Genomic DNA, 23,502 nt, shown 5'->3' on the forward strand with positions numbered 1-23,502 from the left:
GTGTTGCCACGTCTATCACTCCTGGTCTCCTGCTGCTCAACGAAGCAGCAGGTTAGGGTTAGTACGTGGGTCAGGTTTGGATGGAAATCCTGGGGGTTAGTGGGTCACTTCTGCGTGGAAATCAACAGTGCGGTGACTCGAAGACTTCGATCAGTTCCATCCGCTCGCGCTGGACATCAGAGAGCGGCGTCGCCACCGCAGGCTGAGGCAACGCAACGGCAGACAGTCGATGCGCGGCGGCGGAGACCAGCGGCATCGCATCGCCAGGCTTCGTGACCAGCAGGATCGGGGACGTCGCGGCTGTCTTGGTTGGCGCGGCGTTGGTGGTCTGCTCGTTGGAGACGGCGGGTGCGCCTTCCAAGTGAATGGTCAGCGGCATGCTGGCCGCCTCGACCAGGTTCTGCTCGAAGAGATCGAGTCGATCCGCCCAGTCCTGCATCATCCGACGCCGCTGCTCCACGTACTCGGCATGGTTGTAGGTGGCACTGACCTTGTTGAGATCGACATGGGAGAGCTGCGCGTCCACCCAGGCCTTGGGGTAGCCAAACTCGTTGAGTGCGGTCGACATCGTCGCGCGGATGCCGTGCCCCGTCAGCAGGTCGCGATAGCCCATGCGCTTGAGGGCGGTGTTGAGCGTGTTTTCGCTCATCTGCCCCTTTACATCCCAGTCGCCTCGGAACAGATAGCGTTGGGCCGGCTTGAACTCAGAAAGCATGTGCCGGACGATCTCGATGGCTTGCACCGACAGCGGCACCATGTAGGGCGGGATGTCCTTCGCTTGCTGACGCTTCCTGCGCATGTCCATCTGCAACTGCTTCACGACCTCGGGCGGGATGATCCACAGTCCCTGGTCCAGGTGAAACTGGTCCGGCGTCGCCAGCCGCAACTCGCCGGTGCGCACGCCGGTCAGGAACAGCAGCCGCAGTCCGAGTTGAGTCCGCAGCCTGCCGCGATACTTGCGCAGCCGCTGCAGCAGCTTCGGTAGCTCCGCCATGCGCAGGAACGGGTTGTGGTTCACGGGTGGCAGCGGCACCGCGACCACATCGAGATCAGAGGCCGGGTTCTGTTCCAGGCCCGGCACGGCCACCAGGGCATAACGGAACAGTTGGTTGAGCCAGGTCCGCACCTTTTCGGCAACGGACAGTGCCTTGCGCCGCTCGATCCTGGCGATCACTTCCAGCAGATCGGGCCGCTTGATCTCGTAGATCGAGCGCTTGCCCAACAACGGAAGAACGTCCTTGTCGAAGATGCGCAGGAGTACCGAGGCGGTGCACTGCCGGCCCTTCTTGAGGCTGAGTTCGCGATGGGCGAACCACTTCCTGTACACGGCCTCGAAGGTGTTCTCACCGGCGAGCTTGGCAACCGAACGCTTCTGCTTGCGGTGAACACGGGGGTTGATGCCCTTGGCGACCAAGGCCCGTGCTTCGTCGCGAAGCGCGCGGGCTTCGAACAGCGACACTTCCAGATAGGTGCCGAACGACATCCGCTTGCGCTTGTTCAGCCAGTAGTAGCGGAAGTGCCAGCTCTTGCCACCGTTGGCGGTGACGGCCAAGTACAAGCCCAACGTGTCGTAGAGGTCGTAGGCCTTGCCGGTGCCTTTCGCGCGCCGGACAGCCATGTCTGATAGCACCATGCTCTAGCTCCTGAACATTCGTCAGGAACTGGATGCTGGTCACATCAGCCTCGCGCCTCTAGCAACAATCCGGAAGCCGCCGTACCCGTGAAAATGGGCCCAAAAATGGGCCCATAAGTCCCGGATTCAGGTGGATTTCAGTGGATGCCCCTGGAACGTCGCTTCGATGAAAAGTCGTTTGGTGACAACGATTTGCAGCGCTTCATGGACCTCCACGGATTTCCGTGGATTGATGCAGTGGAGCGGGTGAAGGGAATCGAACCCTCGTATGAAGCTTGGGAAGCTGCCGTTCTACCATTGAACTACACCCGCGTAGCTGCGGATTCTAGCGTGATCCAGCGGGCCATCGCCGCTCGGCCGGCCGGGCTGGCGCGGGCGCGCCAACTGCATCTGCACACGCCTCACCGCTTGAAATGCGCGGGCAGGCTCCCATCTCGGGGACGGATTTTTCGTTTCACGCGGGCCGTTCGCTCGACCAGACAGAGAAAGGGGTTTGATTGACCATGAATTCGCGTTCCCAGGCTCCCTCATCGGCAGGAAACCCAGGCCCGCAGAGCGGGCGCGTGCGGCCCGATGGAATACCTTTCATGTCGGAGCGGCAAATGCAGGCCTACCTGCTTGCGCGCGATGCCGTGCGACGGGTGCGGCGCACCTCGTCGCTGGTAAGTGCGGTCACGCAAATGGCGGCGAACCCCGTGTGGCAGCAGCGCAGTCCTGGGAGTTGATGCTGGTCCGGGAACCGGGGAGCAGTGCCGGGGTATTTCTATGGAAATTCATGCAGCGCGTGTCCTCCGAGGATTGACAGAACATCGGCTGCAGGCCCGTTTCAGCCCGGTCGGCACTGGAGATAGAGACTGCGAGAAGGTTTCAAGGGCCTGATCGCAGCAGGCTGGCGCCCCGGCGGACGCGTCAGTCGTCTTCGGACGCACGGGCAGAGGAAGGCCGGCCGAGCAACGCGGCCTCGATCCTGCGGACCTCGCTGCGCAACTCACGCACCATGTTCTCGCGGCGTTCCGGCCCGAGCCGCCCCGAGATGGCCGCGATACTGATGGCACCCACCGGGTTGTCCTTCGGAAACGCCATGCCGATGGCGCCTGTGCCCGGCGTCACCGCGCTGTCGAGGAACGAATAGCCACGCTCCCGGCCCTGCGCCACCGCGTCGCGCAGGAAATCAGCGGTAAACGAGGCGAACTTCTCGTAGCGGTGGCCGTTGGCCTGGATGATGGCCTCGGCCTCCGCCTCGGGCATGGCGCACAGCATCGACAGCCCGCCCGCGCCCACGCCCAGCGGGCGCCGGATGCCGATGTCCAGCGGCATCGCCTTGATCGGGTAGTCGCCCAGCGCGCGGTTCGTGCACACCGCCTCCATGCCGCTGCGCTCGCTCAGGTAGAGCGTGTCCTGCGTGAGATCGGCCAGCCGGTGCAGGGCACCGTCGCATAGTTCGCTGAGCCGGTAGCGCGGCCGTGCGAGCAGCCCCAGTTCGTGCAGCAACGGCCCAAGAAAGTACTTGCGCGTCGCCGCGTCACGATCGACCAGCCCTTCGATCTCCAGCCGCGCCAGCATGCGCGCGCAGGTCGATTGCGGCAGCCCGCTAGTGGCCGCGATTTCCCCGATACGCATCCCCCGCCGGCCGCGCGACGCCACGACGCGGAGCATGCCGACCACGCGCTCGATGCTCTGCGTGCCGGTGCGCGTGCTCTCACTTTGTGGCGATTGCCTGCCTGCCATGTTCACTCCTTCGCTTTTTCACCCTGGGTGTCGCTTTATATTGCACCCACATTGTGGATATTTAAGGGTCAACCCTAGCCGAGGCCTTGGGCCTTCGCGCCTGTAATTCACGTAAGACGACAGCACATATCACCACATTGTGGATATACGAGGAATGCCGATGCCCCAGACGATGACCGAGAAGATCCTGGCCCGCGTGGCCGGACGCGCCAGCGTCCGCGCCGGCGAAGAAGTGCTGGCCCGCCCCGATTTCGTGATCGCCTACGACTTCCCCGGCTACACCGACATGTTCTTCAGGGAAGCCCGCGAAGAGTTCGGCGTGGACAAGGTGCCCAGCCCCGAGCGCTTCGTGCTCTTCATCGATCACATGGTCCCGGCCACCGCGCCCAAGGAAGAAGAGCTGCACAAGGTCACCCGCGCCTGGGGCAAGGAGCAGGGCGTGCCGGTGCACGAGCGCGAAGGCATCGGCCACCAGGTGTCGGCCGAACTGGGCTACGCCACGCCGGGCGCCTTCGCGGTGCACTTCGACGGCCACGTGAGCCAGCTGGGTGCCTTCGGCACGCTGGCCATGGGCGCGCGCAAGAGCGTGCTGGAGACCTTCGTGAGCGAGACCATGGCGCTCACGGTGCCCGGCACGGTGAAGATCGAACTCACCGGCACGCTGCAGCCGGGCGTGATGGCGCGCGACGTGTTTCACCACATGGTGCGCGTGCTGGGCCCGTCGTCGTGCCGCTTCAAGGTGGTGGAGCTGTGCGGCCCGGTGATCGACGCCATGAGCATCGAGGGCCGCCAGACCATCTGCGGCCAGGCGATGTTCCTGGGGGCGACCACCATGCTGATCGCGCCCGACGCGAAGACGCTGGCCTATGCCGAGGGCCGCTCGAAGATCGCGCTCGCGCCGGTCTACCCCGATGCCGACGCCGTGTATGACCGCGAAGTGACCATCGACGTGAGCACGCTCACGCCCATCGTCGTGGCGCCGCCGAGCCCCGCGAACACGCGCGACCTGAGCGAGTACGCGGGCCTGGAGGTGCACACGGGCTACCTCGGCTCCTGCGCCAGCGGCCGGCTGGAGGACCTGCGCGCCGCGGCCGACGTGCTGCGCGGGCGCCGCATCAAGCCCGGCTTCCAGCTGCACGTGGTGCCGACCTCGCAGGCCATCATGTCGCAGGCGGCGAAGGAAGGACTCATCTCGACGCTGGTGGACGCCGGCGCGTTCATCAGCTCGTCGAGCTGCGACTACTGCTACGGCCGCATCGCGACCATGACCGACGGCCAGCGCGCGGTGTCCACCGGCACGCTGAACACGCCCGGGCGCATGGGCAGCGCCGACTCGGAGATCTTCATCTGCAACGCGGCGGTGGTCGCGGCCTCGGCGCTCGAAGGCTGCATCGCCGACCCCCGGCCCTACCTGGCACAGGCCGCGCAGGCCCGCGCTCTCGAAGGGAGCGCCGCATGAGCATGCCGAACCTGCAAGGCCGCGCGGCCTGGATCTTCGAGGAAGACGACTTCGACATCGACCTGATCGTCGGCATCAAGAACATCAAGATCACCGACATCCACGAGCTCGCCGCCGTCACCATGACGAGCTACGACCCCGCCTTTGCCGCCTCGGTGAAGAAGGGCGACCTGCTGGTGGGCGGCCACAACTTCGGCTACGGCCATCCGCACTACCCGGCCATGCGCGCGATGCGCCACCTGGGCGTGGCGGGCGTGATCGCCGAGTCGTTCTCGCCGGGTTTCTTCCGCGGCGAGATCAGCATGGGCTTTCCACTCGTCACCTGCCCCGGCATCCGTGAGATCTGCAGGCGCTGGGACGAACTCAAGGTCGACTGGGAGGCCAACACGGTGACGCATGTGGCCAGCGGCAGGTCGCTGCCCTTCGAGCGCCTGTCGTCGGTGGAGCGCGGCACGCTCGAAGCGGGCGGCTTCATCCCGTACCTGAAGGCGCGGCTCGCGCGGCAAGGCGACACCCCTGCGGCGGCCTGAGCCCGGAGCGCACCGCATGCTGCAGATGATCGTGAGCGGCGTCGCCCTGGGCGCCATCTACGGACTGATCGCCCTGGGCATCGTGATGGTGTTCAAGGCGACCGGCATCCTCAATTTCGCGCACGGCGAGGCGGCCATGCTCTCGGCCTTCACCGCGTACACCCTGGTGCGCCTGGGCCTGCCGATGTGGGCCGTGGTGCCCGTCGTGCTGCTGTTCGGCGCGGCCCTGGGCATGCTGATCGAGCGCTTCATCATCCGGCGCTTCATCGGCAAGGCGCTGCTGTCGTCGGCCATCTGCACGCTGGGCCTGTTCCTGATCTTCGGCGACCTCGCCATCTGGATCTGGGGCAAGGACACGCAGGAGCTGCCGAGCGTGTTCCCGGCCGCGCCCATCGACGTGGGCGGCGTGATCGTCTCGGGCATCGACCTGGGCATCCTGGGCGTGTGCGCCGTGCTGGCCGGCGCCCTCTTCGCCTTCTTCCGCTTCACGCGGCTGGGCATCGCGATGCAGGCCACCATGGAGAACCCGACCGCCGCGCGGCTCATGGGCATTCCCATCAAGCGCATCTACTCGCTGGCCTGGGCGCTGTCGCACGTGATCGCCGCGGCCGCCGGCCTGCTGATCGCGCCGCTGACCTTCGTGCATTTCTCGATGATGCAGAGCGCCCTGCACTTCGCCTTCGCGGCGGCCGTGCTCGGCGGCATCGGCAGCATGCCGGGCGCGCTGCTGGGCGGCGTGATCATCGGCGTGACCTCCAACCTCACCGGCGCCTACCTGTCCTCCGAATGGAAGGACGCGGTGCCTTTCATCGTGATGCTGGCCATCCTGATCCTGCGCCCCCACGGGCTGCTGGCGCGGCGCCAGGTCAAGAAAGTCTGAGCAGGCACGCCATGACACGCATCTTCGATTCGCGGCCCTGGCTGGCACCGCTGGTGTTCATTGCCCTCTTCGTGCTCGCCCCGCTCGTGCCGGGCGGCTACGCGCTCTACATCTTCACGCTGGTGCTGATCTACACGCTCGCGTCCTTCGGCACCAACATCCTCACCGGCTACACCAACCTGATCTCGATGGCCGGCGCGGTGTTCTTCGGCATCGGCGCCTACGGCAGCGCCATTCTCACGACGCACTTCGGCGTGCCGCTGGTGCTGTCGATGCTCATCGCGGCGGCCGTCGCCACCGTGGTGGGCGTGCTGCTGGCGCTGCCGGTGCTGCGTCTGGAAGAGGTGTTCCTGGCCATCGCCACGCTGGGCTTCGTGATGATCTCGGTGGAGATCGCCAAGTCCGGCGGCGAGCTCACGGGTGGCGAGAACGGCATGGGCGCGCCCGGGCCCACGCTGTTCGGCTTCGCGCTCGGCGAGCGGGCCTACCACCTGTTCGTGGCAGCGGTGCTGGGCGCGGCACTGTGGGTGGCGCGCAATCTGTCGCAGAGCCACTTCGGACGCGGCTTCCTCGCGCTCAAGGGCAGCGAGACCGCCTCGCGCGCGCTCGGGCTCAACGCGACCAGGCTCAAGCTCATCGCCTTCGGCGTGTGCGCCTTCTACACCGGCCTTTCGGGCGCGCTGTATGCGCCGGTGGTGCGCTTCATCGACCCATCGCTGTTCAACATCATGGTGTCGATCAGCTTCGTGTCGATGGTGATCGTGGGCGGACTCGGCTCGATCATGGGCTCGGTGCTGGGGGCGGTGTTCGTCATCGGTGCGCCGCAGTTGCTCACCTACTTCGGCTTCGACCAGTTCCAGCGCGCGCTCTACGGCGTGGCGATGATCCTGGCGCTGATGTTCCTGCCCGACGGGCTGGCCAGCCTGCTCAAGCGCAAGAAGCTGCCGGGCGCGGACACGGCTGCGGGTACGGAGGTATCGCGATGAGGGCACTGATCGACGGCGCGCCCCTCGCCACCCGTGCGCAGCCCGGTCCCGGAGGCGCGCCCCTGCTGCGCCTGTCGGACGTGCGCATGAGCTTCGGCGGCATCGTCGCCGTGCAGGACGTGGGCTTCGACGTGATGCCCGGCACCGTGCACGCGCTGATCGGCCCGAACGGCGCGGGCAAGACCACGATGCTGAACTGCATCAGCCGCTTCTACACGCCGCAGAAGGGCACGATGCGCCTGCGCACGCCCACCGGCGAACACGACCTGCTCAAGTGCAAGGCGCACCAGATCTCGCGCCTGGGGATCGCACGCACCTTCCAGAACCTGGAGCTGTTCTCCGAGCTCACGGTGTTCGACAACGTGCTCATCGCGCGCTCGGGCGCCATGCGCTGCACGCTGGCCGAGGCGCTGCTGCGGCTGCCGCGCCAGCGCCGCGAGGAACGCGAGCAACGCGAACGCACGCAGCAGATCATCGACAGCCTGGCGTTGGGCGCGCACGCCCACACGCTGGTGCGCGACCTGCCCTACGGCACCCAGAAGCTGGTGGAACTGGCACGCGCCATGGCGCTGGAGCCGGGGCTGATGCTGCTCGACGAACCGGCCGCCGGCATGAACAACCGGGAGATCGACGCGCTGGGCGACACGCTGCGCCGGCTGCAACGCGCCACGGGCGCCACGCTGCTGCTCATCGAGCACAGCATGCCGCTGGTGATGTCGATCTCGGACACCATCACCGTGATGCACAACGGCGCCTTCCTGGCGCAGGGCTCGCCGCGCGAGATCGAACAGAACCCGGCCGTGGTCGAGGCCTATCTCGGAGGAGGCAAGAGTGGCAAACGCCGTTGACTCCCTCAAGCGCGGCGAGCCGCTGCTGCGCGTGGACAACCTGAGCGCCGCCTACGGCAAGATCCGCGCGCTGCACGGCGTATCGATCGAGGTGCCGGCCGCGGGCATCGTGTGCGTGCTGGGCGCCAACGGCGCGGGCAAGACCACGCTGATGCGCGCGCTCTCCGGCCTGCTGCCGGTGGCTGGCGGCACCGTCGTCTTCGACGGCCGCAGCGTCGCCAACGTGCCGGCCGAGCAACTGGTGCGCCGCGGCGTGGTGCACGTGCCGCAGGGGCGCATGGTGTTCGCGCAGCTGTCGGTGAAGGAGAACCTCGTGCTCGGCGGCTACACCCGCCCGGCCGCCGAGGTGCGCGAGGACATCGACCGCGTGCTCGGCTACTTTCCGCGGCTGAAGGAGCGCATCGCCTCGTGCGCGGGCACGCTGTCGGGCGGCGAGCAGCAGATGCTGGCCATTGCGCGCGGCCTGCTCGCCAAGCCGCGCCTGTTGATGCTCGACGAGCCCTCGATGGGCGTGGCACCCATCATGAAGGACGCCATCTTCGCCACGCTGCGCGACATCCGCGACCGCGAGCGGCTCACGCTGCTGATCGTGGAGCAGGACGCCGACATCGCTCTGGACATTTCCGACGAAGGCTACGTGATCGAGACCGGCCGCGTCGTCATGCACGGGCCGGCGGCGCAGCTGGCCGGCAACGAGGACATCCGCCGCGCCTACCTGGGCGGCTGAGCACGCACCCCATCCACCCATTTCCCCACATCAACGACAGGAGACACCCCCCATGAAACACATCGCTTCGCGCCGCACGGTACTCGCCACCACCGCCGCACTGCTGGGCGTCGCCGCACTGCCGACGCTCGCCCTTGCGTTCGAGAACAAGGCCGAAGGCGTGCTCGACAAGGAGATCGTGCTCGGCTCGTCTCAGCCGATGTCGGGCACGCTGGCCTACATGGGCAAGGCGGTGGACGAGGGCATTCGCACCTACTTCGACATGGTGAACGAACAGGGCGGCGTGAACGGCCGCAAGATCAGGCTCATCACCTACGACGACGAGCTCAAGCCCGCGAAGTCGGTGGCCAACGCCAAGCTGCTGATCGAGCGCGACAACGTGTTCGCGATGGTGGGCAACATCGGGCACGCCACCAACATCAGCGCCTATGAATACAGTTCGACGAAGAAGGTGCCGACCATCGGCGCGCTGAGCATCTCCGACCTGACGAGCACGCCGCCGCGCGAACTGCTGTACGTGCTGCCTTCGCCGCAGTCGACGGAAACCGCCGCCTACATCGACTATGCGGTGGAGAAGCTGAAGGCGAAGAAGATCGCCATGCTCTACCAGAACGACGGCTGGGGCAAGCCGGCCTACGACATCGCGGTCAGGCAGCTCGACAAGCAGGGCCTGAAGCTGGTGGAGGCGCAGAGCTTCGAGCGCTTCGCCACCGACATCACCTCGCAGGTGTTCAAGCTCAAGCAGGCCGAGCCCGACGTGGTGATCGTCTATGCGCTGGGTCAGGAGGCGGTGCTGTTCTTCCGCGGCGCCGAGAAGCTCGGCTGGAAGCCGACCGTGTTCGGCGCGGGCGGCCTGAACGACCCCAAGTTCGTCGAGCTGCTGGGCAAGAGTCCGGCCAAGCTGTACGTCGCCTCGTACTACGACGCGGTGGAAGGCGACAACCCCGCCATCAAGGACTTCTTCTCGCGCTACGCCAGGCTGTACCCGAAGTCGGCGCCCTCCTCCACGGCATTGATGGGCTACTCGGCCGCGGCCGTGGCGGTCGAGGCGCTCAAGCGCGCCGGCAACGAGCCCAGCCGCGCCAAGGTGGTGGCCGCGCTCGACGGCATGAGGGACTTCGACCAGAAGATAGGGCCGAAGATCTCCTTCCAGCCGCTGAGCGCCGGCGGCTATGCCCGCCGCGGCCAGACCGGCGTGGCGCTGATGGAACTCAAGGACCAGAAGTTCGTTTCGCTCGGTGGCTACATCGACCCCGTCAAGCGCTGATTCCACCCTCCTCTCAGGAAGCACCCTCCCCATGACCTCCGTTCGCAAGACGATGCGCGCGCGCATCACCTCCGGGCCCACCTTCTGGATGGCCGGCGCGCAGGACGCGCTCTCCGCGTTGCTCGTCGACCAGTCCGGCTTCGACGGCATCTTCACCACCGGTTTCGGCATCTCGGCCTCGCTGCTGGGCCAGCCCGATGTGGAGCTGTACACGCTGACGGAAAACGTCGGCGTGGTCAACCGCATCGCCAACATCGTGAAGAAGCCGATCTTTGCCGACGCCGACACCGGCTACGGCAACGTGATCAACGTCGCGCGCACCGTGCGCGAGTTCGAGAAGACGGGCGTGGCCGCCATCTCCCTCGAAGACCAGTTCAGCCCCAAGCGTTGCCCCGCGGCGGCCAGCACCATGCCGCTGGTGCCGGTGCACGAGGCGGTCGCGAAGATCCGCGCCGCGGTGGACGCGCGCCAGGACCCCGACTTCCTGATCGTGGCGCGCACCGACGCCATCGACCCGTCGGAGGCGATCGATCGTGCCTGCCAGTACGCCGAGGCCGGCGCCGACCTGATCCAGCCGATCTCGCGCACCTTCAAGGGCTTCGACGATCTGGTGAAGCTCAAGGAAGCCACGGGCCGGCGACTGTCGCTGCAGTTGATGCAGGGGCTGTGGATGGCCAGGCTGAGCCGCGCGCAGATCGAGTCGGTGGCAGGCTTTGCCACTTATCCGATCGTCACGCTCATGAGCACGGTGCATGCGCTGCAGGCCAACCTGCAGGTACTGGCCGAGCGCCGCACGGGCGATGTCGACGGCCTGCCGAGCGGTCAGACCAGCATGCCGGCCTTCAAGGACATCATCGGCTGGAACGCCGTCGAGCAACGGCAGGCGCATTACGAGGTAGCGGCCCAGGGGCAATAGGCACGACGCCAGGCTCGCGCCGGCGCAATGTACGGCAGGGTACATCGCTGCAGACGCATGAATACTGTGCGAATACATCGGCTCACGGAATATCCATGCATTGCACGGTGGAACCGATGCAGCCCATGGAGGCAGCGCCGGTAATTCCGACCCTTGCCGGCAGGAAAACAACACCGGGCTAAGATACAGGGATAAGCCTCATCAAAAAGGTATCCCATGGTGCAACTCTCACGACGCCAGTTCATGAAAGTGACTGGCAGCACGTTGGCTGGATCCAGCCTCGTGCTGATGGGCTTCTCGCCCGCCACGGCCTTGGCCGAGGTGCGGCAGTACAAGCTCGCAGCCACTACCGTCACGCGACAGACCTGCACCTACTGCTCGGTCGGCTGCGGCATCCTGATTTACTCCCTGGGCGACGGGGCCAAGAATGCCAAGCGCTCGGTCGTCCACGTGGAAGGCGACCCGGACCATCCGGTCAACCGCGGCACGCTCTGCCCCAAGGGTGCGAGCCTGCTGGACTTCATCAACAGCCCCAACCGGCTGCTGCATCCCGAGTACCGCGCGCCGGGCTCCAGCGAGTGGCAGCGCATCTCGTGGGACGATGCGCTGGACCGCATTGCCCGCCTGCTCAAGGCCGACCGCGACGCCAACTTCGTCGAGAAGACCGCCGAAGGCCTGAGCGTCAACCGCTGGCTCACCACCGGCATGCTGGCGGCCTCCGCGGCCAGCAGCGAAGCCGGCTACATCACCCACAAGATCGCCCGTAGTTGGGGACTGCTCGCATTCGACAACCAAGCCCGTGTCTGACACGGCCCGACGGTGGCAGGTCTTGCCCCGACGTTTGGCCGAGGAGCGATGACCAACCACTGGGTGGACATCAGGAACGCGGACGTTATTCTGATCATGGGCGGCAATGCCGCCGAAGCGCATCCGTGCGGCTTCAAGTGGGTCACCGAGGCCAAGGCGCACAACAAGGCGCACTTCATGGTGGTGGATCCGCGCTTCAACCGTTCGGCGTCGGTGGCCGACTTCTATGCGCCGATCCGTTCCGGCAGCGACATCGCCTTCCTGGGCGGAGTCATCAACTATCTGCTGACGAACGACAAGATCCACCACGAGTACGTCCGGAACTACACCGACTTCGCCTTCATCGTGCGCGAGGATTTCAGCTTCGAAGACGGGCTGTACTCGGGCTACAACGCCGACAAGCGCACCTACGACAAGGCCAGTTGGGACTACGAACTGGGAGAGGACGGCTTCGCCAAGGTCGACCCGAGCCTGCAGCATCCGCGCTGCGTCTACCAGTTGATGAAGCGGCACTACGCGCGCTATACGCCCGAGAAGGTGGAGAGCATTTGCGGCACGCCCAAGGCCAAGTTCCTGCACGTGTGCGAGAAGCTCGCCTCCACCGCGGTGCCCGGGCGCGCGGCCACCATCATGTATGCGCTGGGCTGGACCCAGCATTCCATCGGCGCGCAGATCCTGCGCACCGGCGCCATGGTGCAGTTGCTGCTGGGCAACATCGGCGTGGCCGGCGGCGGCATGAATGCGCTGCGCGGCCACTCCAACATCCAGGGCCTGACCGACCTGGGCCTGCTGTCGGCCAGCCTGCCGGGCTACCTGACCATGCCCAACGAGAACGAGCAGGACTACCAGAAGTACATCGCCGCGCGCACGCAGAAGCCGCTGCGTCCGGGCCAGGTCAGCTACTGGCAGAACTACCCCAAGTTCCACGTCAGTCTGATGAAGGCCTGGTATGGCGCCAATGCCACGGCCGAGAACAACTGGGGCTACGACTTCCTGCCCAAGCTCGACAAGCAGTACGACATGCTGCAGATCTTCGAGCTGATGAAGCAGGGCAAGGTCAACGGCTACCTGGCGCAGGGCTTCAACCCGCTGGCCGCGCTGTCGGACAAGAACCGCGTGCGCGACGGCCTGGCCAAGCTCAAGTTCCTGGTCATCATGGACCCGCTGGCCACCGAGACGTCGGAGTTCTGGAAGAACTACGGCGAATACAACGACGTCGATGCCAGCCAGATCCAGACCGAGGTGTTCCGCCTGCCGACCACCTGCTTTGCCGAAGAGGAGGGTTCGGTGGTCAGTTCCTCGCGCGTGCTCCAATGGCACTGGAAGGCCGCCGAGCCGCCCGGCCAGGCGCGCACCGACGTGGCCATCATGTCCGGCCTGTACCTGCGCATGCGCGAGATGTACCGCAAGGACGGCGGCAAGTACCCGGACCCGATCCTCAAGCTGTCCTGGCCCTACGCCCACGAAGGCGAGGCCACGCCAGAGGAACTGGCCAAGGAGTACAACGGCCGCGCGCTGGTCGATCTGACGGACCCGAAGGATCCGGGCAAGGTGCTGCGCAAGGCCGGTGAGCAGATTTCGGGCTTTGCCGAGCTGCGCGACGACGGCACCACCGCCAGCGGCTGCTGGATCTTCGCGGGCGCCTGGACCCAGGCCGGCAACCAGATGGGGCGGCGCGACAACTCCGACCCGAGCGGCATCGGCAACACCCTGAACTGGGCCTGGGCCTGGCCGGCGAACCGCCGCATCCTCTACAACCGCGCCTCCTGCGACCTGGCGGGCAAGCCGTTCAACCCCCACCGCACGCTGGTGAGCTGGAACGGCAGTGCCTGGACCGGCGCGGACGTGCCCGACTTCGTCGTGACCTCCGCCCCGGACGCGGGCGCCGGGCCGTTCATCATGAACCCTGAGGGCGTGGCGCGCTTCTTCGCGCGCAAGGGCCTGGCCGAAGGCCCGTTCCCCGAGCACTACGAGCCCTTCGACACACCGCTCGGCTACAACCCGATGCACCCGAACAACAAGGCGGCCACCAGTTCGCCTGCGGCCCGGGTGTTCAAGGACGTATGGGCGAGCTTCGGCAGCGCCGCGGAGTTCCCCCACGTGGGCACCACCTACCGCCTGACCGAGCACTTCCATTACTGGACCAAGCACGCGCTGCTCAACGCCATCACACAGCCCGAGCAGTTCGTCGAGATCGGCGAGGCGCTGGCGCAGTCGATCGGCGTGAAGGCCGGTGATTTCGTCAAGGTGTCTTCCAAGCGCGGCTACATCAAGGCCGTGGCGGTGGTCACCAAGCGGATCAAGCCCATGGCGATCGAGGGCCGCACGGTGCACCACGTCGGCATCCCGATCCACTGGGGCTTCAAGGGCGTGACCAAGCCCGGCTTCATCGCCAACACGCTGACGCCCTTCGTCGGGGACGGCAACACCAACACGCCCGAGTTCAAGACCTTCCTGGTCAAGGTCGAGAAGGTTTAACCATGTCCCTGCAATCCCTCGACATCAAACGGCGCTCGGCCACCACCCTGCCCTCGCCCAGCGTGCGCGAGCCGGCCTCGGGCGAGGTCGCCAAGCTGATCGACGTCTCCAAGTGCATCGGCTGCAAGGCCTGCCAGACCGCCTGCATGGAGTGGAACGATCTGCGCGAAGAGGTCGGCACCTCCACCGGCATCTACGACAACCCGCGCGACCTCACCGCCAACGCCTGGACAGTCATGCGCTTCACCGAGTACGAGAACGAGGAAAGCGGCAACCTCGAATGGCTGATCCGCAAGGACGGCTGCATGCACTGCGAAGACCCGGGCTGCCTGAAGGCCTGTCCCTCGCCCGGCGCCATCGTGCAGTACAGCAACGGCATCGTCGACTTCCACGAGGAGAACTGCATCGGCTGCGGCTACTGCGTCACCGGCTGCCCGTTCGACGTGCCGCGCATTTCGCAGAAAGACCACAAGGCCTACAAGTGCACGCTGTGCTCGGACCGGGTCGCGGTCGGCCAGGAGCCGGCCTGCGTCAAGACCTGCCCCACCGGCGCCATCATGTTCGGCACCAAGAAGGCGATGAAGGACCAGGCCGAAGAGCGCATCGAGGACCTGAAGGAGCGCGGCTTCGCCAACGCGGGCCTCTACGACCCGGCCGGCGTCGGCGGCACGCACGTGATGTACGTGCTGCACCATGCCGACAAGCCGTCGCTGTACAACGGCCTGCCCGACAAGCCGAAGATCAGCCCCATGGTCAGCCTCTGGAAGGGCGCAGCCAAGCCGCTGGCGCTCGCCGGCATGGCGCTGACCGCGCTGGCCGGTTTCTTCCACTACACCCGTGTCGGCCCGAACGAGACCAACGAGCACGAGGAAGACGACGCCGATGCCCAGGCCCTCGCGCGCCGCAGGGATGCGGGCGTGAACACAGATCCCCTGGCCCAGGTTCACCAGCAGGAGGCCCGCCATGAGCAGCACCCCCAAGGCTGAGCGCCCCACTGCGCGCGACTTCGCCACCGTGCACGACCAGCCGGTGATCCAGCGCTACACCGCCAACGAACGCAGCAACCACTGGATCACCGCCATCTGCTTCGTGTTGCTGGCGCTGTCGGGCCTGGCGCTGTTTCACCCGGCCATGTTCTGGCTCACCGCCCTTTTCGGCGGCGGTCCGTGGACACGCATCCTGCATCCCTTCATCGGCGTGGTGATGTTCGTGTCCTTCATGTTGCTGGTGATCCGCTTCTGGCACCACAACGTAATGGAGCGCGGCGACGTGCAATGGATACGCCAGATCGGCGACGTGCTCGCCAACCGCGAGGAAAAACTGCCCCCCATCGGCCGCTACAACGCCGGGCAGAAGGTGCTTTTCTGGGTGATGCTGGCCAGCATGCTGGGGCTGCTGCTCACCGGGCTGGTCATGTGGCGGGCGTATTTCAGCCACTTCTTCCCGGTTGGCGTGATCCGCGCCGCATCCCTGCTGCACGCGTTCTTCGGCTTCGTGATCATCTGCTCCATCATCGTCCACATCTATGCCGCAATCTGGATCAAGGGGGCCATCCGCGCCATGACCCAGGGCTGGGTCACCTATGCCTGGGCACGCAAGCACCATGCGAAGTGGTATGGCGAAGTGGTGGAACGCGAACGCTCGCTGGCGCGCGGGCGGCGCGAATAGACTAGGGCGTGTCATCCTTCAGTGCACAGCGCCGGGCCTTCCCGGCGCTTTGTCTTTGGCCTGCCCCCCAACTTTGGACATTGCCCGTGCAACGCATTCTCCAGCCCGGCGAAATCGAAGCCCTCGACCACATCGACTTCCCGCGCGTGCGCCTGCCCCAGCTGGCCACGCTGTTCCAGGAGCGCGCCGCGCGCCTGCGGCAGCTGGCCGGTGGGCATGCGATCGCGGACTACCTGCTCTTTGCCGCGCGGCTGGTCGAGGCGCAGCATCACCTCGCATCCCGCGCCCCACAGCCCGCACCGCTCGAAGCCTCCGTGGCGCAGCGGGCCAGCGCCCACGGCATGCCGCTGCTGCCGGCGGCCGAGAACCTGCCGCCCGGATGGCAGGACACGCTGCGCGCGCTGCTGGCAGAACTGCAAGGCGATGCCGCCGTGCCCGCCAGCCTGTCAACCGTCTTCACCCACCTCGCCGCGCTGGACGGCGCCGCCCTCGACGCGCTGGCCCGCCAGGTGCTGGCCGGCGGGCCCGGACGCGAAGACCTGGCCGCCGCGCCGCTGGTCATGGCCGCGCTGCAGGTGGGTTTCGCCACCCGCGCCGCCGCGCTGCCGGTGCAGGACGTGCCCTTTGCCGAACCCCCCACCATCTGCCCGGTCTGCGGCAGCGCCCCGGTCGCCAGCGTGCTGCGCATCGGCGGCGCCGCCGGCGGCCACCGCTACCTGCACTGCGGCACCTGCGCCACCGAGTGGCACATGGTGCGCGTCAAATGCAGCCACTGCGAATCCACCAAGGGCGTGCGCTACCAGGGCCTGCAGAATGCACAGGCCGAGCCGGCCGGCAAGGCCGATACCCGGCAGGCCGTGCTGGCCGAAACCTGCGAGCAGTGCCACACCTACCGCAAGCTGGTGAACCAGGAGCAGGACCCGTTCGTGGACCCGGTGGCCGACGACCTGGCAAGCCTTACGCTGGATCTGCTGATGGGCGACACCGAGTTTTCGCGCGCCAGCGGCAACCCGCTGCTGGCGATCTGAATGAATCCCCCTGCTGCCCCGGCGCAGCGCCTGCCCTCGCTCGACCGGGTGCTGGCCGCCGCGCCGCTGCGCGCCCTGGCCGAGCGCTACGGCCACAGTGCCGTGGCCGACGCGCTGCGCGCCGAGTTCGATGCGCTGCGTCCGCGGGTCCTGGCGGGCGAGGTCACGCCACAGGCCCTCGCGGAAGACCAACTGGCCGCAGCCTGCGGGCACCGGCTGGCGGCCCGCTTCGCCCCGCGGCTGCGCAGCGTCTTCAACCTCACCGGCACGGTGCTGCACACCAACCTGGGCCGCGCCCTGCTGCCCGACGCGGCGGTGCAGTCGGTGCTGCGCGCCCTGACCACGCCCGCCAACCTCGAATTCGACCTGGCCAGCGGCGGGCGCGGCGACCGCGACGACCTGGTGGAAGACCTGCTGCGCGAACTGACCGGCGCCGAGGCCGCCACCGTGGTCAACAACAACGCGGCGGCCGTGCTGCTCACGCTCAATGCGCTGGCCGCGAGAAAGGACGTGATCGTCTCGCGCGGCGAACTGGTGGAGATCGGCGGCGCCTTCCGCATTCCCGACATCATGGCGCGCGCTGGCGCCAGACTGGTGGAGGTGGGCACCACCAACCGCACCCACGCCCGCGACTATGAGGAGGCGATCACCGCCCGCACCGCGCTGCTCATGAAGGTGCACTGCAGCAACTACGCGGTGAGCGGCTTCACCTGCGACGTGTCCGGGCAGGAGGCGGCGCGCATCGCCCATGCGCACGGCCTGCCGCTGGCGGTGGACCTGGGGTCGGGCACCCTGGTCGACCTTGCGCGCTGGGGCCTGCCGCAAGAGGCCACGGTGCGCGAGACGATAGAGGCCGGCGCCGACCTGGTCACCTTCAGCGGCGACAAGCTGCTGGGCGGCCCGCAGGCCGGCCTGATCGTCGGCCGCAAGGACCTGATCGCCCGCATCAAGAAGAACCCGCTCAAGCGCGCCCTGCGTGTGGGCAAGCTCACGCTCGCGGCGCTGGAGCCGGTGCTGCGCCTGTACCTGGCGCCTGAATTCCTGGCCGAGCGGCTGAGCACGCTGCGCCTGCTGACCCGGCCGCAGGCCCAGATCCGCGCCCGTGCCGAGGCCTTGCTGGCACCGGTGCGGCAGGCCGTCGGCCCGGACTTCGGCGCCGAAGCCGCCCCGCTGTTCAGCCAGATCGGCAGCGGCGCCCTGCCCGTGGACACCTTGCCCAGCCATGGGCTGGCGCTGCGCCCGGCTCAGGGCAGGCGCAGCGGACGCCAACTGGCCCGCCTGGAGGCGGCGCTGCGCGCACTGCCACGCCCGGTGATCGGCCGCATCGCCGACAACGCGCTCTGGCTCGATCTGCGCTGCCTGGAAGCCGCGGACGAAGCCGCCTTCACGGCCCAGTTGCCGCGCCTGGCGGAACTGCTGCAGGGCCGCACTGCATGATCATCGGCACCGCCGGCCACATCGACCACGGCAAGACCACGCTGGTGCGCGCGCTCACCGGCGTGGACACCGACCGGCTCAAGGAAGAGAAGGCGCGCGGCATCTCGATCGAACTCGGCTATGCCTACACGCCGCTGGCCAATGGCGACGTGCTGGGCATCATCGACGTGCCCGGCCACGAGCGCTTCGTGCACACCATGGCCGCGGGTGCGGTGGGCATCGACCATGCGCTGCTGGTGGTCGCCGCCGACGACGGCGTGATGCCGCAGACCCGCGAGCACCTGGCCATCCTGGAACTGCTGGGCGTCGCCCAGGCCACGGTGGCGCTGAACAAGGCCGACCGCGTGCCCCCGGGCCGCATCGCCGAGGTCCGCGCCGAACTGCAAGGCCTGCTCGCCGCCACGCCCTTCGCGCGGGCCGCGGTGTTCGAAACCGCAGCCACCGATCCCGCGGATGCCGGCGTGGCCGCGCTGCGGGCGCACCTGCACACCGTGGCGCAGGCCCAGCCCGCGCGCCGCAGCGACGGCCTGTTCCGCCTGGCGGTGGACCGCGTGTTCACCCTCGCGGGCCAGGGCACGGTGGTCACCGGCACCGTGTTCGGCGGCACGGTGCGCGTGGGCGACACGCTGCTGCACTCCGCCAGCGCCACCCCGGTGCGGGTGCGCAGCGTCCATGCCCAGAACCGCGAAAGCGCCAGCGGCAGCGCGGGCCAGCGCTGCGCGCTGAACCTGGCCGGCATCGCCCGCGAGGCGATCGCGCGCGGCGACTGGCTGGCCGACGCGCGCGCGCTGCAGGCCACGCAGCGCATCGACGTGCGCCTGCGCCTGCTGCCCGATGCGCCCGCCCTCACCCAGTGGGCGCCGGTGCATGCCCACCTGGGCACCGCGCACCACGTGGCGCACGTGGCGCTGCTGGAGGGCGAACGCCTGGCGCCCGGCACGCAGGCGCGGGTGCAACTGGTGTTCGGCGCACCGGTCTTCGCCCTGCCCGGCGACCGCCTGGTACTGCGCAACGCCCAGGCCAGCCAGACCATCGCCGGCGGCAGCGTGATCGACCCGTTCGCGCCCGCGCGCAAGCGGCGCAGCGCCGAGCGGCTGGCCGCCCTCGATGCGCTGGAAGCCTCGGCCAGGACCGGCGACCCGTCCCCCTTGCTGGCCGGCGCCCCGCTGGGCCTGGCGCGCACGCAACTGGTACGTCTGCTGGCACGGCCGCCCGAACACATCGCGCTGCCGGCCGGGCTGGTGGCACTGCCGCTCGGCGGCGACGACGCCCTGCTGATCACCCAGGCCCACTGGGAGCGGCTGCGCCAGACGGTGCGGGCCACGCTCGCACGCCTGCACGAGCGCATGCCCGACGAGCCCGGCGTGAACAGCCCACGCCTGCAGCGCATGGCGTTGCCGGGGCGGGTGGAGGCCGCGCATGCCGCGCTCTGGCGCGGCCTGGTGGCCGCCCTGCTGGCCGATGGCAGCCTGGCGCAAAGCGGGGCCTGGCTGCACCTGCCCGGCCATCAGGTGGTGCTCGGCCCGCACGAGCAGAGGCTGGCGCAGCGCCTGCTGGCCGCGCTGCAGGCCGGCGGCTTCGATCCGCCCTGGGTGCGGGACCTGGCACGCGAGCACGCGGCGACAGAAGAAGCGGTGCGCCAGTTGCTGCGCAAGCTCGCGCGCAGCGGCGCGGTGTTCCAGGTCGTCAAGGACCTGTTCTATGCACAGGCCCAGATGGCGGCGCTGGCGGCCCTCGTGGCGCAACTGGCCGCGCAGGCGCCGCGCGGCGAAGTCCAGGCGCACGCCTTCCGCGACGCCACCGGCCTGGGCCGCAAGCGCGCGATCCAGGTGCTGGAATTCTTCGACCGCACCGGCTACACGCGGCGCGTGCGCGATGCGCACCTGCTGCGGCCGGGCGCATCGTGGACGTAGAAATCGCCCAGAATATGATTCAAAAGTGCCTGAAGCCCAGGTGGAACCTTGGCATAGTGCTACAAATAAAATAGCAAAATGGCGCAGCGCGCGGCCGCCTACAATTCCCGCTCCTTCCGAGTTGTCCATGGCAATGCGCGCGATGGGCCCCCGCAAAGAGGGCGGCGAAGACGCCAAGCGCGCAGCCTGGGGATCCGCCTCATTCCAGGAGGGCATACGCACCCGGTGGTGCGCCCGGGCTTCAAACCCGGTAGGGGGCGTCAGCCGCTCCCTGGTAGGTTCGACTCCTGCTGCCTTCCGCCTTTGCCGCCTCTGCCAGGCGACGGTACAAGGAGGCGTAGGAGCGCTCAAACATGGCGTGCAGCACAGGGCAAAACCCGCATGATGCATGGCAGATGAACTGATCGTTCGCCTCAAGATTGGCGCCGCGCTGGCCGGCATGTCCAGGCCGCATCCTCTTCTTCGGTGCGGACCCGCTGAGCGGCTGGGCACGGCTGCAGGGCAACTCAAGCCCCGCCCCAGGCTCGTCGAGGCGGCCGTCGGCGGTGCATATCGGCGTACCGTGAGCCCATAGACTTGGCAAGACATCTACGCCCAGGCAGTAACACACCATGGACCTCACGACATCGACCCCCTCTCCCCCTCCCGCCGCACCGCGGCTGACCTCGCTCTCGCACGGCGGCGGCTGCGGCTGCAAGATCGCGCCCGGCGTACTGGCGGACCTTCTGCGCCGCAGCAACCTGCCGCCGCAGGTCTTCCCCGACCTGCTGGTGGGCACGGAGACGGCCGACGACGCCGCCGTCTACCGCATCAACGCGCACCAGGCCATCGTCGCCACGACCGACTTCTTCATGCCCATCGTGGACGACCCGTTCGACTTCGGCCGCATCGCCGCCACCAACGCGCTGTCGGACCTCTACGCCATGGGCGCGCAGCCGCTGATGGCGCTGGCCATCGTCGGCATGCCAGTCAAGGTGCTGCCGGCCGAGGTGATCGCGCGCATCCTCGCAGGCGGCGAGTCGATCTGCCGCGCCGCCGGCATTCCGCTGGCGGGCGGGCATTCGATCGATTCGGTGGAGCCGATCTACGGGCTGGTGGGCATCGGCATCGTCGATCCGGCCCGGCTCATGCGCAATGCCACGGCCCGCGCCGGCGACGTGCTGATCCTGGGCAAGCCGCTGGGCGTGGGCATCCTGTCGGCCGCGCTGAAGAACCAGCAGCTCGACGCCGCGGGCTACGAGGCCCTGATCGCCAGCACCACGCAGCTCAACCGGCCGGGCACGGCGCTGGCGCAACTGGACGGGGTGCATGCCCTGACCGACGTCACCGGCTTCGGCCTGCTGGGCCACGCGCTCGAGATGGCGCGCGGCGCAGACCTCACCGCGCGGATCGCCAGCGCCAGCCTGCGCCTGCTGCCCGGCGTGCAGGCCCTGGCCGACCAGGGCGTGGCCACCGGCGCATCGGGCCGCAACTGGGCCTCCTACGGCGGCGACGTGGTCCTGCCGACCGGCGCCACGCCGGCCCTGCGCGCGCTGCTGACCGATCCGCAGACCTCGGGCGGCCTGCTCGTCGCCTGCGCGCCCGAGGCCGCGGCGAAGGTGCTGGAACTGTTCGCAGGACAGGGGTTTGCCGAAGCGGCGGTGGTGGGTTCCATGCAGGCCGGCCCGGCGCGGGTCGAGGTTCTCTGAGACGACGCTGAATAAATCCCCGCGATGGCGCGCGCCCTGGTGTGGGATGAACTGCAAGGCGCAAACTGAGCGGTCCCGGGTTTGAACTGACCCCCAGAAGTTGGACGGTCACGATTCCGCCGATCAGGCGGTGCTTCTCGATCGGTAATCAACCGGACTGAGCCCCTGCAGCCTGAGCTTGATGCGCTCGTGGTTGTAGTAGTAAGCGTAATCATGCACGCCCGCTTCGAGCGTATCAATGCTGTCGGGCCTTTCGAGATGGAAGTACTCGGCTTTCAGGGTGCCGAAGAAGCTTTCAATCGCCGCGTTATCGAAGCAGTTGCCCTTGCGGCTCATGCTTTGCTTGATTCCGTGTCGCACGAGCATTGCTCGGTAGGGCTGCACCTTGTAGTGCCAACATGGTCGGAATGCACGATCAGGCCGGCGGCGCAACTGGTCCACGAGAGCGCTGCCTCAAGCATGCTGGAGCCCAGGAGACCACCACATCCATCTGGGCCAGCAGTTCTTGCTTGCGCGTCTTCTTGGTGCTCAGGTTCAGGTCAAGGCTGCTTTGTTTCATGGCTTGCGAGGATGCCATGGCTGTGCTGCTTCTATCAGGCCGCCATCGAGGTTTTGCAGGATTTCCTTAACCAGCGCGCCGCCGCGTGTAGGCGAAGCCAAAAACTGCCAGCACGCCCGACATCAGCAGCAGTCCCCACTGCGAAAGCGTAGGAACGGTTGCTGCACCCGCACCGCCAACAGGCGCAACGTTGCCAGTGACCGTGATAGCCAAAGTAGCTCGCCGAACCGTGTCCAGCGGCGGCGTTGAGCCATTTGTCTGCGTAACGGTGCCCGTGCAAGGTGTAGCGCCTGTGTTAACCGAAAGACTACCTGGCCCTGCGGACAGCGTCTGCTTAAAGGCTATCGTCGAGCCGGCGGGAATCGATGCATTGCCAAAATTGAAGGTAACGGGTGTGCCACCAGCCGTGCCGTTTGTCACACTGGCAGTTGCGTTGGCAGTCCCTACCACCGTGCCATCAAAGGCGTTGAGCCTCGCCTCCAACGCAACGGTGTACGTGCCTGTTGTAGACGCGTGGTAGTTCACCGTGACGGTGTCCAGGGTTCCTGCGGAATAGGCAGGGAGATAGAAGGACCGAGACAGACCGTCACCACCTGTACTGGTGTTGGCCGGGCAGCTCACCACAGTCGCCGCAGAGGCCAGAACGGGAGCTGCGAGGGCACAAAGCACGAACCTACGGAGCAGTGCGGACATTATTAAAACTATCAAGTTATAGAAAAATGCAGTATATGCGTTGTTTGCAATTCTTAGCAATGTGGAACATTCAATGGTCTCACCATATGCAACAGATAGATATTTTCTTAATCTTACTGTGTCATAAATATCACAATTCGATCTTCCGGACTTCGATTTGGAGGATCGATGAATGCAGCCGAGCGCTTCGATAGCTATCTGGAGCACCTGAGCGAAGGCCTGGGTCACGTGGACCGGCATGCGGGCCTTCGCGGTTA

19 protein-coding genes, 2 tRNA genes and 1 pseudogene are annotated in these 23,502 nt (G+C 67.2%); 16 read left to right on the top strand and 6 right to left on the bottom strand.

Going from position 1 to position 23,502, the window contains the following annotated elements; genetic code table 11:
• Positions 1-127: 127 nt before the first annotated feature.
• From JHD63_RS15460 to JHD63_RS15470, 3 genes and pseudogenes are all read right to left on the bottom strand, one after another.
• Positions 128-1,633 (bottom strand): annotated as a pseudogene (locus JHD63_RS15460) (tyrosine-type recombinase/integrase); the annotation flags it as partial.
• Positions 1,634-1,871: 238 nt separating this feature from the next.
• A tRNA-Gly gene (locus JHD63_RS15465) sits at positions 1,872-1,945 on the bottom strand.
• Between the two features lie 597 nt (positions 1,946-2,542).
• Complete coding sequence (locus JHD63_RS15470) at positions 2,543-3,361, bottom strand: IclR family transcriptional regulator (RefSeq protein WP_198971705.1); 819 nt, start codon at positions 3,359-3,361, stop codon at positions 2,543-2,545.
• A gap of 160 nt (positions 3,362-3,521) precedes the next feature.
• Here JHD63_RS15470 and JHD63_RS15475 point away from each other — a divergent pair, with 160 nt between their 5' ends.
• The 16 genes from JHD63_RS15475 (at position 3,522) to selD (ending at position 21,993) form a co-directional block, all read left to right on the top strand.
• Positions 3,522-4,820 (top strand): 3-isopropylmalate dehydratase large subunit, encoded by a 1,299-nt coding sequence (locus JHD63_RS15475; RefSeq protein WP_198971706.1) that lies wholly within the window; start codon positions 3,522-3,524, stop codon positions 4,818-4,820.
• A complete protein-coding gene (locus JHD63_RS15480; RefSeq protein ID WP_198971707.1) occupies positions 4,817-5,350 on the top strand; it encodes a 3-isopropylmalate dehydratase in 534 nt (177 codons plus the stop codon). Before JHD63_RS15475 ends, JHD63_RS15480 begins: the two co-directional genes overlap by 4 nt.
• A 16-nt stretch (positions 5,351-5,366) precedes the next feature.
• Positions 5,367-6,230 carry a branched-chain amino acid ABC transporter permease gene (locus JHD63_RS15485; protein WP_198971708.1) on the top strand — a complete coding sequence of 288 codons (864 nt, stop codon included), beginning with the start codon at positions 5,367-5,369 and terminating at the stop codon, positions 6,228-6,230.
• An 11-nt stretch (positions 6,231-6,241) separates the two neighbouring features.
• Complete coding sequence (locus tag JHD63_RS15490) at positions 6,242-7,216, top strand: branched-chain amino acid ABC transporter permease (RefSeq protein WP_198971709.1); 975 nt, start codon at positions 6,242-6,244, stop codon at positions 7,214-7,216.
• Positions 7,213-8,064: an ABC transporter ATP-binding protein gene (locus JHD63_RS15495; RefSeq protein ID WP_198971710.1), complete on the top strand. Its 852-nt coding sequence runs from the start codon at positions 7,213-7,215 to the stop codon at positions 8,062-8,064. The genes JHD63_RS15490 and JHD63_RS15495 overlap by 4 nt, the downstream gene beginning before the upstream one ends.
• Positions 8,048-8,791 carry an ABC transporter ATP-binding protein gene (locus tag JHD63_RS15500; protein WP_370590534.1) on the top strand — a complete coding sequence of 248 codons (744 nt, stop codon included), beginning with the start codon at positions 8,048-8,050 and terminating at the stop codon, positions 8,789-8,791. The genes JHD63_RS15495 and JHD63_RS15500 overlap by 17 nt, the downstream gene beginning before the upstream one ends.
• A gap of 52 nt (positions 8,792-8,843) precedes the next feature.
• Complete coding sequence (locus tag JHD63_RS15505; RefSeq protein ID WP_198971711.1) at positions 8,844-10,058, top strand: ABC transporter substrate-binding protein; 1,215 nt, start codon at positions 8,844-8,846, stop codon at positions 10,056-10,058.
• A 31-nt stretch (positions 10,059-10,089) separates the two neighbouring features.
• Entirely contained in the window at positions 10,090-10,974 is an 885-nt protein-coding gene (locus JHD63_RS15510; RefSeq protein WP_198971712.1) for an isocitrate lyase/PEP mutase family protein, read from the top strand.
• Positions 10,975-11,190: 216 nt separating this feature from the next.
• Positions 11,191-14,259, top strand: a complete 3,069-nt coding sequence (gene fdnG, locus JHD63_RS15515; RefSeq protein ID WP_198971713.1) for a formate dehydrogenase-N subunit alpha — start codon at positions 11,191-11,193, stop codon at positions 14,257-14,259.
• A gap of 2 nt (positions 14,260-14,261) precedes the next feature.
• Positions 14,262-15,245, top strand: coding sequence for a formate dehydrogenase subunit beta (gene fdxH, locus JHD63_RS15520; protein ID WP_198971714.1), 984 nt, complete (start codon positions 14,262-14,264; stop codon positions 15,243-15,245).
• Positions 15,223-15,927 carry a formate dehydrogenase subunit gamma gene (locus tag JHD63_RS15525; RefSeq protein WP_198971715.1) on the top strand — a complete coding sequence of 235 codons (705 nt, stop codon included), beginning with the start codon at positions 15,223-15,225 and terminating at the stop codon, positions 15,925-15,927. The genes fdxH and JHD63_RS15525 overlap by 23 nt, the downstream gene beginning before the upstream one ends.
• Positions 15,928-16,013: 86 nt before the next feature.
• Positions 16,014-16,955 (top strand): formate dehydrogenase accessory protein FdhE, encoded by a 942-nt coding sequence (gene fdhE, locus JHD63_RS15530; protein WP_198971716.1) that lies wholly within the window; start codon positions 16,014-16,016, stop codon positions 16,953-16,955.
• On the top strand, positions 16,956-18,392 hold the full coding sequence (selA, locus tag JHD63_RS15535; RefSeq protein ID WP_198971717.1) for an L-seryl-tRNA(Sec) selenium transferase: 1,437 nt from the start codon (positions 16,956-16,958) through the stop codon (positions 18,390-18,392).
• On the top strand, positions 18,389-20,305 hold the full coding sequence (gene selB, locus JHD63_RS15540; RefSeq protein ID WP_198971718.1) for a selenocysteine-specific translation elongation factor: 1,917 nt from the start codon (positions 18,389-18,391) through the stop codon (positions 20,303-20,305). The genes selA and selB overlap by 4 nt, the downstream gene beginning before the upstream one ends.
• Before the next feature lie 207 nt (positions 20,306-20,512).
• Positions 20,513-20,605: transfer RNA gene (locus JHD63_RS15545), tRNA-Sec, on the top strand.
• Between the two features lie 311 nt (positions 20,606-20,916).
• Positions 20,917-21,993, top strand: coding sequence for a selenide, water dikinase SelD (gene selD, locus JHD63_RS15550; protein WP_198971719.1), 1,077 nt, complete (start codon positions 20,917-20,919; stop codon positions 21,991-21,993).
• A gap of 123 nt (positions 21,994-22,116) precedes the next feature.
• Here the strand turns inward: selD and JHD63_RS15555 are convergent, their stop codons facing one another.
• The 3 genes from JHD63_RS15555 to JHD63_RS25015 form a co-directional block, all read right to left on the bottom strand.
• The gene (locus JHD63_RS15555) at positions 22,117-22,359 is read right to left on the bottom strand and encodes an IS3 family transposase (RefSeq protein ID WP_255519295.1); all 243 of its coding nucleotides are present in this window, start codon (positions 22,357-22,359) and stop codon (positions 22,117-22,119) included.
• A 49-nt stretch (positions 22,360-22,408) separates the two neighbouring features.
• Complete coding sequence (locus JHD63_RS15560; RefSeq protein ID WP_198971723.1) at positions 22,409-22,570, bottom strand: hypothetical protein; 162 nt, start codon at positions 22,568-22,570, stop codon at positions 22,409-22,411.
• 48 nt (positions 22,571-22,618) lie between these two features.
• Positions 22,619-23,502, bottom strand: an 884-nt coding sequence (locus tag JHD63_RS25015) for an IPTL-CTERM sorting domain-containing protein (protein WP_370590536.1), incomplete at its 5' end; no start/stop codon positions are given.

It is taken from the genome of Xylophilus sp. ASV27, assembly GCF_016428875.1.
In the GTDB taxonomy this organism is placed as follows: domain Bacteria; phylum Pseudomonadota; class Gammaproteobacteria; order Burkholderiales; family Burkholderiaceae_C; genus Xylophilus.